The sequence below is a fragment of the Kitasatospora sp. NPDC058243 genome, assembly GCF_042882025.1.
Classification (GTDB): Bacteria; Actinomycetota; Actinomycetes; order Streptomycetales; family Streptomycetaceae; genus Kitasatospora.
In genome coordinates, this window is record NZ_JBHVWW010000112.1 from 892 (window position 1) to 15,694 (window position 14,803).

The 14,803-nt window shown below is 69.4% G+C and carries 14 protein-coding genes and 1 pseudogene; 10 read left to right on the top strand and 5 right to left on the bottom strand.

Features of this window, described 5'->3' with window-relative positions; genetic code table 11:
• Window positions 1-678 precede the first annotated feature (678 nt).
• From ACFVX9_RS38425 to ACFVX9_RS38440, 4 genes are all read right to left on the bottom strand, one after another.
• A complete protein-coding gene (locus ACFVX9_RS38425) occupies window positions 679-804 on the bottom strand; it encodes a hypothetical protein (RefSeq protein ID WP_387986789.1) in 126 nt (41 codons plus the stop codon).
• Window positions 805-1,163: 359 nt separating this feature from the next.
• Window positions 1,164-1,754 (bottom strand): hypothetical protein, encoded by a 591-nt coding sequence (locus tag ACFVX9_RS38430; protein ID WP_363376540.1) that lies wholly within the window; start codon window positions 1,752-1,754, stop codon window positions 1,164-1,166.
• Window positions 1,755-1,770: 16 nt separating this feature from the next.
• Window positions 1,771-2,742: an aldo/keto reductase gene (locus ACFVX9_RS38435; RefSeq protein ID WP_063346282.1), complete on the bottom strand. Its 972-nt coding sequence runs from the start codon at window positions 2,740-2,742 to the stop codon at window positions 1,771-1,773.
• A gap of 807 nt (window positions 2,743-3,549) precedes the next feature.
• Complete coding sequence (locus tag ACFVX9_RS38440) at window positions 3,550-4,740, bottom strand: alpha/beta hydrolase family protein (protein WP_387986792.1); 1,191 nt, start codon at window positions 4,738-4,740, stop codon at window positions 3,550-3,552.
• Between the two features lie 193 nt (window positions 4,741-4,933).
• Here ACFVX9_RS38440 and ACFVX9_RS38445 point away from each other — a divergent pair, with 193 nt between their 5' ends.
• The 6 genes and pseudogenes from ACFVX9_RS38445 to ACFVX9_RS38470 all read left to right on the top strand — a co-directional run.
• Entirely contained in the window at window positions 4,934-6,034 is a 1,101-nt protein-coding gene (locus ACFVX9_RS38445) for a sensor histidine kinase (RefSeq protein WP_387986795.1), read from the top strand.
• The gene (locus ACFVX9_RS38450; RefSeq protein ID WP_387986798.1) at window positions 6,031-6,720 is read left to right on the top strand and encodes a response regulator; all 690 of its coding nucleotides are present in this window, start codon (window positions 6,031-6,033) and stop codon (window positions 6,718-6,720) included. The genes ACFVX9_RS38445 and ACFVX9_RS38450 overlap by 4 nt, the downstream gene beginning before the upstream one ends.
• 59 nt (window positions 6,721-6,779) lie before the next feature.
• The gene (locus tag ACFVX9_RS38455; protein WP_387986800.1) at window positions 6,780-7,451 is read left to right on the top strand and encodes a hypothetical protein; all 672 of its coding nucleotides are present in this window, start codon (window positions 6,780-6,782) and stop codon (window positions 7,449-7,451) included.
• A gap of 395 nt (window positions 7,452-7,846) precedes the next feature.
• A complete protein-coding gene (locus ACFVX9_RS38460) occupies window positions 7,847-8,209 on the top strand; it encodes a hypothetical protein (protein WP_387986803.1) in 363 nt (120 codons plus the stop codon).
• A gap of 288 nt (window positions 8,210-8,497) precedes the next feature.
• Window positions 8,498-9,100 (top strand): hypothetical protein, encoded by a 603-nt coding sequence (locus ACFVX9_RS38465; protein WP_380561989.1) that lies wholly within the window; start codon window positions 8,498-8,500, stop codon window positions 9,098-9,100.
• Window positions 9,101-9,583: 483 nt separating this feature from the next.
• Window positions 9,584-9,793, top strand: a pseudogene (locus ACFVX9_RS38470) (transposase); the annotation flags it as partial.
• An 816-nt stretch (window positions 9,794-10,609) separates the two neighbouring features.
• On the opposite strand, the gene ACFVX9_RS38475 reads toward ACFVX9_RS38470, so the two are convergent.
• Window positions 10,610-11,023, bottom strand: coding sequence for a hypothetical protein (locus ACFVX9_RS38475; RefSeq protein WP_380561987.1), 414 nt, complete (start codon window positions 11,021-11,023; stop codon window positions 10,610-10,612).
• A 704-nt stretch (window positions 11,024-11,727) separates the two neighbouring features.
• Between ACFVX9_RS38475 and ACFVX9_RS38480 the strand changes: the two genes are divergently transcribed.
• Genes ACFVX9_RS38480 through ACFVX9_RS38495 form a run of 4 tightly spaced genes read left to right on the top strand, consistent with a single transcriptional unit; the run spans window position 11,728 to window position 14,748 of the window.
• Window positions 11,728-13,368, top strand: a complete 1,641-nt coding sequence (locus ACFVX9_RS38480) for an IS4 family transposase (RefSeq protein WP_387986808.1) — start codon at window positions 11,728-11,730, stop codon at window positions 13,366-13,368.
• Entirely contained in the window at window positions 13,302-13,679 is a 378-nt protein-coding gene (locus ACFVX9_RS38485) for a transposase (protein WP_387986805.1), read from the top strand. Before ACFVX9_RS38480 ends, ACFVX9_RS38485 begins: the two co-directional genes overlap by 67 nt.
• Window positions 13,676-14,596: an IS3 family transposase gene (locus tag ACFVX9_RS38490; RefSeq protein WP_387986810.1), complete on the top strand. Its 921-nt coding sequence runs from the start codon at window positions 13,676-13,678 to the stop codon at window positions 14,594-14,596. The genes ACFVX9_RS38485 and ACFVX9_RS38490 overlap by 4 nt, the downstream gene beginning before the upstream one ends.
• Window positions 14,596-14,748: a zinc-ribbon domain-containing protein gene (locus ACFVX9_RS38495; protein ID WP_387986813.1), complete on the top strand. Its 153-nt coding sequence runs from the start codon at window positions 14,596-14,598 to the stop codon at window positions 14,746-14,748. Before ACFVX9_RS38490 ends, ACFVX9_RS38495 begins: the two co-directional genes overlap by 1 nt.
• The last annotated feature ends 55 nt before the right edge of the window (window positions 14,749-14,803 follow it).

The following is a 14,803-nucleotide window of genomic DNA, read 5'->3' on the forward strand; positions in this document are numbered from 1 at the left end:
CCCCTCTCCGCGCAGACCCTCCCCTCCCCCCTCCCCCCCCCCCCCCCAGGACGTCGCCGGCCTCGTGCGAACCGATCCACTTGTGCAGGTTCCTCAGAAGCCGTCGAAGCGTTTTGGCCGTCGATCCCGGCACCCCGGGTGCGCCGAGGGCGCGCACCGACTCCTCACGGATCGAGGTCGCGGCAGACACGTCGTCTGCGGCCTTGGCCCGCTCGAAACGGGTCACCAGGTCGGCGGCCTGGGCGGCGTGGCCGGACGAGGGGTGCTCCGCTTGGCGGCCGGCCGGGACCCTGGCGTGCCCCCTGCCGGTGGCGTTTTGGGTCTCAGCGATGGGTGCGGGTGCGAGCCGGTCGGCGGTCTCGACCTTGGCAACGTCTGCTGCTCCGGTGGCGCGGTCGGGTCGGGTGGGTCGACTTCCCGGTCCGGGGCTCGTGGAGGAAGCGACAGAACACCGGCAGGTCCTGCGTATGGGCGTCGATGCCATTCGTCGCCCATGCTGCGGCGAGACGGCCTTGGCCTTTGCAAAACGATTTTTCTGGAGCGTCAGCTGACCATCACTCCGAAGCACGGATGGCGGCGCGATCCAGCCGCAGGCCGGTGGCAGTCTCGGTCGTCGCCCGAATCAAGCAGCGCGACGGCCGAGGCATCAGAAGCCAGTCGTCCGACTTCCCGTCGGTGCTACAGGAGTTGGTCAAGGTCGAAGACGGCGGTCACCGGTGCGTGGTTGCTCCATCGATCGGCAGAGGAGGCGGGGCGTTCGATGTAGGCCTTGGTGCAGGTGTCCGCGAGGTTCTGACTGACCATCAGATGATCAATTCTCCACGCCGCGTCGTTGTCGACCCACGGGGTTGACTCGCCGGCCCCCGGGCAGCGGGCGGTACGGTGTCGGGCCCCCGGATCGGGGCCATGATGCTCCGGCACGACACGTTCATCCGGGACGAGCGGGTCACCCTGCCGGTCGCCGGGCACGAGGCCACCGAGACCACGCCGACCGGGCTGTTCCTCCACCTCCACCAGCGCCGCCTACAGCACCACCGTCCGCCCCGACGGCCCCGTTCCGGCGGTACTCACCCAGGGGTGGACGGGCGGCCCCGCCCCGGTCACATCCGCGAGCGTGACCGGGGCGGAGTCCCGCCGGTGGCGAGGGGTGAGCCTGCCGTTCCTCAGGACGCGCTGAACCTCAGAAGGAGGCGGGGGCATGGCGCCGCGACCTCCTCCTCGGGAGGAGGGCCCCATGCCGCGAGTGCGGCGGAAACCCCCTGTGGGCCGGATTCCAGATAGCAGATCATGTTCACCGGGTACCGACTGTTGTCGAGCATGTAGCGGTCCATCGGTGTCGGCTCCTCGCTTATTCGCAGCCCTCGCTCTTCGGGTGGGCCGATCCGGTGCCAGTCGGGATGCAGATGGATGGAGCCCAGGATCTCGGCCCCGTCACGGTCCGCCTGCCGGTGAATACGAAGCAGATCCTGCGAGCTGCACCAGAATCCCCGGCGGGGGTTTCGGTAGGCGCTTCCGAAGCACGGCTCTATGGAGCTCGAGAACTCTTCGAGCGCCATCGGGTCGGTGGCACGGACGTTGGTCGCGAACTGGACCGAGGTGATGGCCGCGACACCGTCGTCGACGGTGCCGAGCAGGAGGGCGAAACAGGAGGGTGGTTCCTGCGGGGTACAGGCCTCGTATTCATCGCGCGCTACCGAGATGAACGACTTGACGGCGTCGAATCCGATCAGGGCGGTGTGGGGGGTGAGGGTCACGGCGGCTCCTCCTCCTTCAGCCGACATGCGCATGGTGGTCCGCCGCGGTGGTTCGTGAAGCGAGGTCCAGCGAGTGAACCTCGGCCGGGGAGAGTTCCAGGGTCGCTCCCGGGGTCAGTTCGGCGAGCTGCTCGGGCGTCCTGCTACTGGCGAGCGGAGCGACGACATGGGGCTGCGCCCTCAGCCAGGCCAGGGCCACCGCGGCGGGGGCGGTGTCGTGCTCGGAGGCGATCGTGTCCAGCGTCCGGAGCACCGTGCGGCCGCGGGGCGTTTCGCCGTACGGTCGTGCCGCGTCGCTGCGGACGCTGGGAACGGCGGGTGCGCCTTCGCGGTACTTGCCCGTCAGGAAGCCCTGCGCCAGGGCGAAGTACGGGACGCAGGAGACGCCCTCGCGCTCGCAGACCGGGGCGATCCCGCTCTCGAAGGGCTCGCGTTCCATGAGGTTGTAGGGAGGCTGGACCGCCACGTACGAGGCGAGCCCCGAACGCTTCGAAACCTCAAGGGATTCAGCCAGCCTGGGGCCGCTGATGTTCGAGGCGCCGATATGGCGCACCTTCCCTGCCACGATCAGTGTGTCGAGTGCGGCGAGGGTCTCTTCGAGGGGGGTTTCCGGGTCGTCCGCGTGCGTGTAGTAGAGGTCGATATGATCCGTCCGCAGACGGCGCAGGGATTCCTCCACGGCCTGGTGAACGACCTTCGCCGTGAGCCCGGACAGTCCGTTCAGTCGGCCTACCTTGGTGGCGATGACGAAACGGTCCCGCTGACCGCGCGCGGCCAGCCAGTTGCCGAGGATGGACTCGGACTCCCCGCCGGTGTTTCCGGGGGCCCACTGGGAATAGGAGTCGGCGGTGTCGATGAAGTTCCCGCCCGCGGCGGCGTAGGCGTCGAGGACGCGGAAGGATGTCCGCTCGTCGACGGTCCATCCGAAGACGCTGCCGCCGAGGCAGAGTGGAAAGACGTCGAGCTCGGAGTCTGCGATGGTAACCAATGGACGCCTTCTGGGTTCTTACCGGTTTCGGTGGTCGGTTCCGGTGCGGAGGGTGGGGCGCAGGGGGGCGCGACTCGGCGCACCCCCCACCTGAGGGGTCGGCTGACGCCCCCGACAGCAATGTCCAATGAATAGCGTGCACTTGATATTCAGTCAGTGTGGAAACCGATACTACCTTCTGGTCCGATGCCATGCCGAGGCGTCGGCTGGATTCCGTCGTGGTCGGGGTGTGCGCCTGCGCCGTCGTTCTGCGCTCGAACGGCTCGACGGCGAGGCCGCCCCCGGTGGTTACCGGGCCGAGGCGGGTCGCGGCCGGGTCGTGGGTCGCAGGCCGTAGGCGCGGGTGGTCCGCGCGTCCACCGCCCTGGTACGCATGGCCTTCGCATGCCGCGAGGCTGGATCGCCTTCCTGCCAAGGGAGTTCGGGCGAAGGGCGCGGGGTCGGACCAGCGACCGGCATGGGTGGCGGCGCGCTCGACACAGGCCTCCACCGACTTCGCGGCGGAGTGATCGCTTCCGGGACGCCGGTGAAGGCTACCGAGAGCCCCTTTCGAAGATCCACGTCGTCGAAGTCCTCAAAGGAACCCTCCCGGCATCCTCACCTCCGTCGCCGAGAGCAGGGCCGTGCTCCGTCCAGGGCGCCGCTCCCCTGTCGGGATGGTGGAGGCGTCGCCCGCAGGATTTCCCGGGTCGTGATCCTCCCTGCGAAGCCGAGGACACCGACGACCCTCCCTCGCTGGACCCCGCCCGGTGAACGCCGCGGCGTCGTACCTCGGAGCCCAGACGGGCGGGACCGGCGCCAAGGTGTTCACCGGGCGTAGTCGACCTCGGGGAAGCGGGGGGAGGGACCGTCGAGCAGCCGCCCCTGGTCGCGGAGGTGGAGGTCGAAGAAGGCTCGCGGGTAGGCGCGTTGGAACGCCTGTGCCCGGTGCCCGGGAATCGTCCCGACCTCGTCCTCCAGATCGGGCGGTGACATGCCCAGGAGAGGGGCGATCAGCGGCAGGATCAGCACATCGTCGCCGAACGACTGGTGCGCGGCTCCCCGTACGGTCAGATGCAGGCGCCAGCCGCGCAGACGCGACCAGAACGCGCGCAGGGCGGGGTTGCTCTCCATGCTGCCCTTGCCCGGGGTGTCCACGACCAGGAACGGACGGTCGAGCCCGGCGTCTACCACCGGGCCCGCCGCGCCCCCGTCCAGGCTCACTCCCGCCGTGATCCGCCCGTCGGTGAGCATCGTCGCGGCGGTGGTGGCGCCGCCCAGGGAGTGGCCGAGCATCCCGACGCGCCGCAGGTCGAGCGCCCCGTGCATGCCTGTGGGCAGCGGGGTGCGGCAGACGCCGGGGTGGCCACCCGAGCGGAGGACGGCGAGCCGGTCCAGGACGAAGCGGATGTCGGCGGTACGGACCGCGAGGGCCTTGGCGTAGTCGCTGATCCCGCCCAGCGGATTCGTCTCGACGCGTCCACCGGGGAAGGCGACCGCCGCCGCGTCGTAGGTGTGGTCGACGGTGACCACCAGAAAGCCGTGACTGGCGAGGTCTTCCACGACGCCGGTGCCGAACGACCGTGACGCGTCGGCGCCGGGAGAGTAGAGCACGACGGGCAGAGGGCCCGGTGGGCCGCCGACGGGAGCGCCCTCGTGGCCGTGGGTGCCTCCCAGCCGTACCCGGCCGGGAGGCAGGCCGAGGAGGCTCAGGTACCGGTCGGCCGCCGCCGGAGGCATCCAGGGAACAGTGGGACGGGCCGCGCAGCCGCGGGCGGGGTACCAGATGCTGATCATCAGCTCACGGCAGGGGCGGGAGGGCACCCAGGGGTCCGGCCGCGCGGTGTCGGCCAGGTGCAGCGCGATCGTACCCAGCGGGTACGGTCCGTTCGGGGCGGGCAGCTGGAACCGCACGGGTTCCTCCTGCCCCGGTCGCGCGGCGGCCACCGGCGCGAGCGGACCCGGGATCATGGCGGCGGCCAGTCCGGCGCACGAGGACAGCAGTGTTCTCCGATTCATGGCTCCACTGTTCCGTCCGATGAGCCCGGCGGCTTCGCCCCCGGGGAGTAACCCGGTGTCAGCCCAGGAGGGTACGACGGGCATCGGCCGCGCGGATGACTCAGCCCGCGGGATGACGTCCTCCGGGCTGACGGGCCCCGGGCCCCGTTTGGATAGCGTGGCCGGCATGGGGGACGGGGAGTCACGGCCGCTGGTGGCCAGACGTCTGCGGGACGGACAGTGGCACGGCGTGGACACGGTCGCGGCCGTGCTCCTCGCCCTGGCGTTCGGCGCGAGCGAGACGTACAGCGGTGGCTGGGGCGCGGGAGCTGTGGCGGCGGTGGTCTGGCTGCCGGTCGCGGTACGGCGTAGACGGCCCGTCCGGGTTCTGTACACGGTCCTGGCCGGAGCGGTCTTCGCCATGGCGTTCACCGGATGGGAGGAGTCCTGGGTCCCGGTCGGGGCCGTCCTGTACACGGTGGCGGCGCGGGAACCGGGGCGCCGGTCCGCGACGGCGCTCGGCTGCTCGCTGGGCGCCGTCGCGGCGGCCATGGCCCTCGTACCGCGACCGGTCCCGGCCTCCGGGGTCGCGTGGGGCGTCGTCTTCGCGTCTTTGATGATGACCCTGCCCTGGCTGGTGGGCACCGCGCTGAGAGAGCAGCGGTCGTACGCGGAACTCGCCGCCCTGCAGGCCGTGACGGACGAGCGCCTGCGGATCGCCCGCGAACTCCACGACGTGGTGGCCCATCATCTGACTGTCATCGCGGTACGGGCCGAGGTGGCCCGTGCGGTGGCCTCCACCAACCCGCAGGAGGCCGAGCGGACCCTCGCACTGGTCGGGACGGCGGGCCGGACGGCGCTCACCGAGATGCGCCGCATGCTCGGCGTTCTGCGATCACCCGGTGACGGAGCCGAGTTGGGGTCCGCCCCCGGTCTGGCGGACCTGCCCGCGCTCGCGGCCGGCGCGGGCCCGCGCGTGGAGCTGTCCGTCGACCCGGATCCACCGCTCCCCCCGGGTGTGGAACTGGCGGTCTACCGGATCGTTCAGGAAGCCCTCACCAATGTCGTCAGGCACGCGGGATCGGCGGACTGCCGGGTGAAGCTGTCCCGGATGGGTCCCGAGGCGGTCGAGATCGAGGTCGTCAACGACGCGCCGTCCCGGCTCCCGTCCCGGCGTCCTGGCGGCGGGCACGGACTCATCGGGATGCGGGAGCGGGCGGCCATGTGCGGCGGGACCCTCTCCGCCGGCCCCCTGGCGACGGGCGGATTCCGGGTGCATGCGCGGCTGCCCTGCGGATCGGAGGCAGCACGGTGAACCGGCCGGTCCAGGTTCTGATCGCCGATGACCAGGCGCTGTTGCGGGCGGGCTTCCGCCTGCTCATCGAGAGCGTGCCGGACCTCACCGTCGCGGGCGAGGCCGTCAGCGGCGAGCAGGCCGTCGAACTCGCCCTGCGGCTGCGGCCCGACGTCGTGTTGATGGACATCCGGATGCCGGGCATGGACGGTCTGGAGGCCACCCGGCGCATCTGCGCGGACCCGGACGCCGTCGGCACCCGTGTGCTGGTCCTCACCACGTTCGACCTGGACGAGTACGTGTACGCGGCACTCCGCGGCGGAGCCAGCGGATTCATCCTGAAGGACATCCTCCCCGCCGACCTGCTGACAGCCCTGCGGGTGGTCGCCTCCGGCGACGCCCTGCTCGCGCCCGCGGTCACCCGCCGTCTGATCCGCGAGTTCGCCGGACGCCACGAGCCGCACCCGCGACTCGCCCGGGAGCTAGCGGGCGTGACCCCACGGGAATGGGAAGTCCTCCGACTGGTGGCCCGGGGACTGCCCAACCACGTGATCGCCGAGCATCTGGGGCTGAGCATCGCGACCGTCAAGACACACGTCCGGCGGCTGCTGGCCAAGCTCCACGCCCATGACCGGGCCCAGATGGTCGTCATCGCCTATGAGACAGGCATGGTCACCGCAGGTGGGAACCTCCCGTCCACAGGCTGACGCCTCACCGGCTGGGATGGTGGACCTGAAGGGGACTTCCCCGGTGGTGCGTAGACTCCGTGCACGGCTTCCGCGACTTCGACGACCGCAACCTGCTGGGCTTCGTCGACGGCACCGAGAACCCGGAGGGCGGGGCGGCGACCGGGGGCAGCTCACCGGCCGCCGGGCCGGAGCCCGTGCCACCGGACGCGGCGCGCACCGCCCCGTACCGCTGGGCTGTGGCTGCCCACCGGGGGTGGCAGCGTCACCACCACCGCTCCTGGCACCGCAGTCACCGGGGAGCGGCAGGACGTTGTTGCCGCTTCCGGGTAGCGGCAGAACAGGAACCCGTCCGCACCGCCGGCCTGCGGCTGCCGGGTGGCCCACCACCGTTGCGTCGGCGGACAGGGCTGGTGCGGCGCCGCCGCCGGGCCCGCCCGGCCGGACTGCGGCCGGGCGGGTGCGTAGCCGGCGGGCTGGGGTCAGCGCGCGAGGACGAAGCCCTCGAAACCCTCGTCGACGAACGCCGCCGGCTCGCCGCCCTCCCACAACGCCCCTCCGCCTGGGTGGAAGTCGAGACCGGCCAGACCTTCGCCGATGCCTGGACCCGAGCCGACCAGGAAAGGCGCCGCCAACTCCTCCTCGGCCTCAAGGCCCGCCTCTACATGACACCCACCATCGAAGGCTGGTACCTGCCCGCCGAACTCCAAGCACGAGTACCGAAGCTGGAGCGCACTGGAAGGTCGGCGTAGATCGCGAAGCGGACGAGCAACTGGCGGCCGTCATCGACAGATTCGACGGGCCCCTTCCGTGCGGGGGAGCGGCTACGGCGCTATCCTCTACCGTCGGCTGCTGGTAGCACCGCCGTGGATGCCCTCGACCACGAGTGGGCCACCCTGACACTCCGAAGTGGCCACCCTCCGGGCCACCGGATTGGCTGCCTCCGATGCCGTCGACCACGGCCTCGGCTACAGCTCTCCCCAACAAGCCGAAGATAAGCGATAAGTTGGTCGAGCGTCGGGCACTGTAGCCATCGAGGAGTTGGCCACGATCAAGCCCGGATCTGCCGAATCATCCAACCGAGGAGTCCTGGGCTGGCAGGATGGCCGGACCGGTAGTTGACGCCGGTGCTGGACGAGGAGCATGTGTGGGACCGCATGTGATCAACGATCGCTTCCTGCTGGTGGGAGACAGCGCGCGCAGCGGCGGTCTGTCGAAGGTGCGAAAGGCCGTCGACACGGCAAATAGCGACAGTGACAGGCAGTTCGCGGCGATCAAGTTACTCAAGCGGCGCGACGACGAAATCATCAAGGTCTTCCTGGAACGGGAGACCGCCGCACTCAAAGCTGTCGAGCACCCTCATATCGTGCGGATGCTGGAGTCGGGCTGGGACCCGGTTCTGGAGCGGTACTACATCGCCCTGGAGTGGGTGGAGCGCAGCCTGAAGGACGATCTACAGGCTCGTCGGCTGGGACGCCCACTTCGAGAAGATCGTGTCACCACCTTGTAACAGTCAGCGATGATCAAGGAGCGGCACAGTGTCGGGCCCACCGGCCGGGACCGCGCGGCGAAACCCCGGACGGGCATCGCTCCGGGTGAGAGGTTCGCCTGTTCGGCTCAGCGAGGATGACGGCCAGGAGACGGCGCCCGGAGACCTTCCTACCGTTGGACCCGGGGAGGCTGCATCCCCGCGGAGCCCGGCCGAGGACCTCTCGCCCGTCGGCCACCGCTCACGCCGAACCCGGCAGTCGACTTCCACCGTGACCACGCAGGGTCCGGGTCGAAGGAGATGAAGGACATGAACACCACGCGCACCGCCCGCACGCCCGCGACACCCGCACTGAACGGGTGCCGGACATCACGCCGCCGCCTTCGGGCACGGATCGGGCTCGCCGCGACCGCCACGGCCCTGTCGCTGCTGCCGATCGCCCCGTCCACCGCCAGCGCGGCACCCCATCTCCCGCTCACACAGATCGTGCGGGAGGCCAAGGTGAAGGCGCAGCAGGAGCACCCCGGCTCGCAGTTCTACGACGCGGACGCCGTCCTGCTGACACCCACGACCAACCCCAATGACGTCCAGGCCTGGTGGATCCGCTTCCGGGCCAAGAACTCGGAGCCGTCCTTCGAGTACAAGTACTCGACCACCGGTCAGTACCAGAGCACGCAGCCGTGGAGCGTCCCGATCGGGATCCAGGCCATCTCCCCGTTCACCATGACGGAGGTCCAGGCCCACGATCTGGCCGTCAAGGCCGGGCACACCGGCGCGTTCAAGCCCCTGTACCTCAATGAGCCCGTCGTGCAGAACCCGCATCCCACCTACTACTTCTGCATTCCCAGCGAGGGCAGGACGGTGGCGGTGGACACCGTGACGGGCCACGTCACCACGCCCTGGTCGTGCTAGTGACCACGGTGTGAGCCCTGTTCGGTGGCCGTCACCCAGCGGGGGTGACGGCCATCGGCGGCTGGCGACCCCTGCCCTCCGCCCGCTCGGTGCCGCCGACCGGGCGGGCGACAAGGGTCGCCAGCCTGGAGCGCGAAGGGTCGGCTGCAGCCGGTCAGCCGGGCCCGGGTACGAGCGGGGGCCGTGCCGGTTCGGCCGGTCGCAGCGGATCCGCGCTGGCCGTTGCGGCCGGCATGCTCTGTGTCGCCGGCATCGCCCCGGTGGCGCTGTCCGGGACCGCCCACGCGCAGGGCACCTGCACGGTCTCGGGCCCCACCACCACCTGTACGTTCGCCTTCACGGGCGCCGAGCAGACGTTCACCGTCCCGAGCGGCGTCACCCAGGTCGACGTCACGGCGATCGGCGCGGCCGGCGGCCTGGAGGGTGTCAACAAGACGCCCGGCGGCCGCGGCGCGCAGGTCTCGGGCACGGTCACCGTACCTGCGCCGCCGACAGATCCCCGCCCGCATCGCCCGCCGCGGGATCGAGACCTCCAGCCGTCTCGGCCGGCACCGCTGGGTGATCGAGTGCACCGTTGCGTGGCTCGGCGGCTTCCGCAGACTTCACCGTCGCTACGAGCGAAAGGCCGACCACTTCGCCGCCTTCGCCAGCATCGCAGCAGCCCTCATCTGCACCCGACGCCTCTCCAAATGAGATCTCCTTTTAGTACTGTTCGACGTCACTGAGGCACCTGTACCCCAGGACGCAGGCCCACACGGCGACGAACACGCCGACGATGACGAAGCCGACGCTGATATCAGTCGCTGTCAGCCCGGAGACGGGGGGACGGTAGGGCTTCGGTCGGCCACGACCCGCCAGTGTGTCCCCAGCCCCACTGGTCAAAACACCTAGGCGGCAGGCCTCTTGGCGGCAGCGCGCGCCGTTGTTGCGTTGGCGGCTGAGTTGACACGCGCCGTGTGGGCGCGCCGCGAGACCTCGCCCCCGAAGGGACTCCAGCCATACAGCGATGCCAGCAACTCAGCCACCGCTGCGACCCCTGCGGACACAGACGTCGTGAGCCGCGCCATAAGAGCCGGCGGCCGGGCAACCAGCCGGCCGCGACTCTGCGAAGCCGTGATGGCGCATTGCTCGGACCAAAGCTCAAAGACCTGTGCAAGGCGCGCAAAGAAGACGGCGACGAGAGCCAAGGACGCGTAGAAAGCAATGAACCCTACAATGACACGCTGGGCAACACCTGGGGGTGGCGTGCCAGGAGCCCATGGCCAGCCCATTGCTTCATGGACGCCGCCATACCCAAAACACGAGGCGAAGAATGCAGAAGCCACCAAAGGGCTTCCGATGTCCTCGTAGTCGTCTGCATCCTCATTGCCTTGCTCGGGGGGCCGCTGGCCTGGGTGGGAGGTGTCGGCGCTCTTCTTCCCGTACGGCGGTAGGAAGACCTGCCATATCCCGCCATGGACGTTCCCGCCGACGAAGGTGCCAGACCCGTGGTTGTGCTGCTCCCTGCGGTCATCGTCCGCCATCTGGCGTCCCGCCCTGACTGAGAGTCAGGCCACCGTAGACGTTCCCGCCGATGAAAGTCCCCGTTCCAGAGTTGCGCTGGTTCCACACGTTCGAGGTCGACGGCATGGGCTGCGCGAGCCCATCGACCTCGGCCATCGCCTCTCGGTGTTCGGACAGGTATCGCGCGATGGCCTCTGCCCATGCCTCGGTCGCCGCAGCCCGTACTTCCCCGTCTTCGGAGGAGAGCTGCGCTGCGGTGGTGCCGACCGCCACGGTAGCTGCTTGCTGCTGGTGGGCCGTTCCAAGGCGGAAGAAGTGTGCCACTGTGGACTGCATCTTCCCGGCGCCCCAGGTGGCGATGGCGGCAACCAGCGTCCCTGCTGCGCCGGTCGCCACTGCTGTGATCTCAGCGTCGTACATGATCGAGACGATCTCCCCGTTTCGTGGCCGCGGTCCGCAGCCGAACCTACCGTCGGCGCCACCCGCGCGTGGGCGAATCCGTTGACTGGCGGTGGTGATGAAGAGGGTGAACCTGCAATGGACACATCTAGGCCGGCCGGATCGACAAGCACGCGGAAGCTCGTGGTGGACAAGCGATCTTGGCCGTGAACCCGTTTACCAGGAGCTTCTTCACGTCCGAACACCGCCTCCAGCCCAACTACCCACCCACCCATTCAGGTTGAAAAGAGCTCACTGTCTGTGCCGGAAGTTAGTCTCACAACCATGACACCTACGGACCTACCGGCAGCCGACCATCGCGAGATGAGGCAGGCAAGAGGTGCCAGCCTAAGGCTGGCCGCGCCACAGGTAGTCGGCGAATGGCATCCCGTTCGTAACGGTGAACTCATTCCGGACTCGGTCGCAGCAGGGTCGAGCCGGAATGAGGTTCCCCCGAGGTGCGGAAGGTTGCCGGAGATGGCCTGATGGGCCGTGAGAAGGGAGCCTCTGTCATGGCTGCACCGATGAAGTACCCCAATGCCGCGTAGTTAAGGGGTGGTTGGGCTGGTCAAGACCACGTCCGGGTGATGTTCCAGCTCGCCGAAGGCCGCGGCGGAGATCATGAAGGCGGGACCCCGGGTAGAGCCAGGAAGCCGACCAAGGTCTTCCTACTCGACGGAGTCCCGTTGTCCGATGATTGTGCCACTGTCGTGCTTGCTCGTACCGTCACCGTCGCGAAGGGCCTGTATGCGCCGGGACATCTGGGGGAGTTGACCCGGCAGATTCCCTTCGAACTCGTCGACGACGTCTTGGCGCGGACGGGCACCACGCAGGCCAGGCTACGGATACTGCCCTCGCGGGTCGGCGTGTACTTCGTTCTGGCCCTGGCACTCTTCCCGAGCCTGGGCTACCTGCGGGTGTGGGACAAACTCACCGCCGGCCTGCGGCAGCTGAACCTCCTTCGTCCCTCGGAGAAGGCCCTGCGTGACCTGCGCCGCCGACTGGGACCGACCCCACTGAAGCTCTTGTTCGACAGCCTCGCCGGGCCGGTCGCCCAGCCGACAACGCCCGGCGTGTGCTACCGGAGCTGGCGAACCGTGGCCTTCGACGGCTGCAGTTCCGCCAAGGCCCCCGACCGGCCCCGCGTCTGCGACTGGCTCGGCAAGATCAAGCACCGCTACGGACAGGAGGGCTACCCCATGCTGAAACTCATGGCCCTGTGCGAGACCGGGACACGCGCCCTGCTCGGAGCAGTCTTCGGCCCGGTAGCCCCAGGAGAGACCGTCTACGCCGAGCAGCTGCTGCCGCTACTGAACGACAGCATGCTGCTGCTGAACGACCGAGGCTTCGACTCCGACGAGTTCCTGGCCCGCTGCGCGGCCACCGGAGCCCAGCTCCTGGTCCGCCTCGACAACCGCCGCACCCCCGCCAAGTGGGCCCACCTGTCCGACGGTTCCTACCTGACGCGGATCCGTGGGGTGCGCCTGCGCGTCATCGACGCCCAGGTCACAGCGACAATCCACGGGGGCGTCCGCATCACCGGCCACTACCGCCTGGCCACAACGCTGCTCGACCACCACCGCTACCCCGCAGCCGAGCTCGTCACCCTCTACCGCGAGCGATGGGAGATCGAATCAGCGTTCTACGCCCTGCGGCACTCTCTGGCCGGAGGGCTTGTCCTGCGCTCGCACGACCCCCTCGGGGTGCAGCAGGAGGTCTGGGCCCAGCTGGTTCTCTATCAGGCTCTTCGCCGGGCCATGGCCGAAGCCTCGGAGTCCGTGCCCGGCACCGACCCCGACCGGGCCGCGTTCACCGCCGCCCTCGAAGCCGCCAGAGACCAGGTCGTCGCCGCCGATGGCATCCTGTCCGACCCCACCCGACCCCTCCGGACCGGCCGAATCGGCCAGGCGGTCCTGGAGAACCTGCTGCCCGGGCGTCGGCCGCGCGTCGCACCGCGCCGCGTCAAGTGCCCCGTCTCCCGCTACGCGAACCCGCCCGACCAGAGCCAGCTCCGGGCCACCGCCCGCATGACCGGGATCACGGTCACCGTCCACCAAAGCGCCGAACTCGCCCCCGAGGGGCGACGGGATCGTACGCTCCAGCTCATGCGCGTTGACCCCGGCCGAGCCCGGCACGCCACCGAGATCGCCAAGGAACTCGGCCTTCCCCACCATCGGAGCCTGACCGGTGAGCTCATCCGCTGGGAAAGGGAGGGAATCCTGCGCAAGGTGGCCCCCGCGACCTACATCCTCGCTCCCGAATGGGCCGTTCCCGACCGGCTGGAACATCACCCGGACGTGGTCTTGACCAGCCCAACCACCCCTTAACTACGCGGCATTGGAAGTACCCGCCCGAGTTGCGGCAGCGGGCCGTTGCCGCGTACCGGGCTGCCGATCCGAAGCCTGTGATCCGTCAGATGGCCCGTGACCTCGGGGTGCATCACGAGGCCCTGCGCAACTGGATCCGCCAGGACGAGGCCGACCGGGGCGAGCGCGACGACCGGCTCACCACCGCCGAGAAGGAGGAACTGGCCGCGCTGCGCAAGGAGAACGCCGAGCTCCGCCGGTCCTGCGAGATCCTCAAGGCCGCATCGGCTTTTTTCGCCCAGGAGCTCGACCCGACCCGGCGACGGTACTGAAGCTCGTCGACGAGCACCAGGACCGCTTCGGGGCCGAGCCCGTCCTCCGGGAACTGCACATCCCCGCCTCCACCTACTACCGCTGGCGCCGCGACGTTCACGCGCCGTGCGAGCGCAGGCGCCAAGACACCGAACTGACCGAGCAGATCCGCCGCGTCCACTCGGACTCGGATGCCACCTACGGCTCCCCGCGCGTCCACGCCGTCCTGCGACGCGAGGGTGTGCACGCCGGCCGTAAAAGGGTCGAGCGTCTGATGCGCGAGGCCGGGCTTCAGGGCGTCAGCCCGCGCCGGCCCCGCTCCTTCACCCGCCGCGACCCGGCGGCCGACCTCGCCCCGGACCTGGTCCAGCGCGACTTCACCGCGAACGCACCCAACCGGCTGTGGGTCGCGGACATCTCGCTGGTCCCGACCGGTGAGGGACCGTGGTGGCTGGCCACGATCCGCGACGCGTTCTCCCGCCGGATCGTGGGCTGGCACACCTCCGAACGAGCGGACGCCGACCTGGTTCTCACGGCACTGGAGTACGCCCTCCACGGCCGCCCGGTGGAGCCGGGCAAGCTGATCCATCACAGCGACCACGGCTGTCAATACACATCCATCAAGCTCACAACCCGATTGCTCAAGGCAGGAATAGAGGCAAGCATGGGCACCGTCGGCGACTCGTTCGACAATGCCCTGGCCGAGAACTTCTGGAGCGTGCTGAAGACCGAGTGCGTGCGCCGCACGACCTTCGCGACCCGCACCGACGCCGACCTGGCACTGTTCGCCTATATCGACGGGTGGTACAACACCCGCCGCATCCAAAAGCGCCTCGGCTGGCTCAGCCCCGACGAGTACGAAGCCAAGCACTACGCCGACCAGGCGACGGCCGAACCAGTGGCCATCGAACCACCCACACCCGCCCTGACCAGCTAATCAGCACCTCCCACACACCGGGGGAAGCTCAGAAGGCGTGGTGGCTCGGCCCGTGTGGCCACGAGTGGCAGGCAGTGGTCCACAGCAGGAGCGGTGGATGCGGATGCCCCTACCGGAAGATTTCAAGTCCAGTGAGACGGTCGGGATGTTAGGAGGTTTGTGGGGCGGGTTCCCTGCGCTTGCTGGGGTCGTTGATCCATGCTGTCT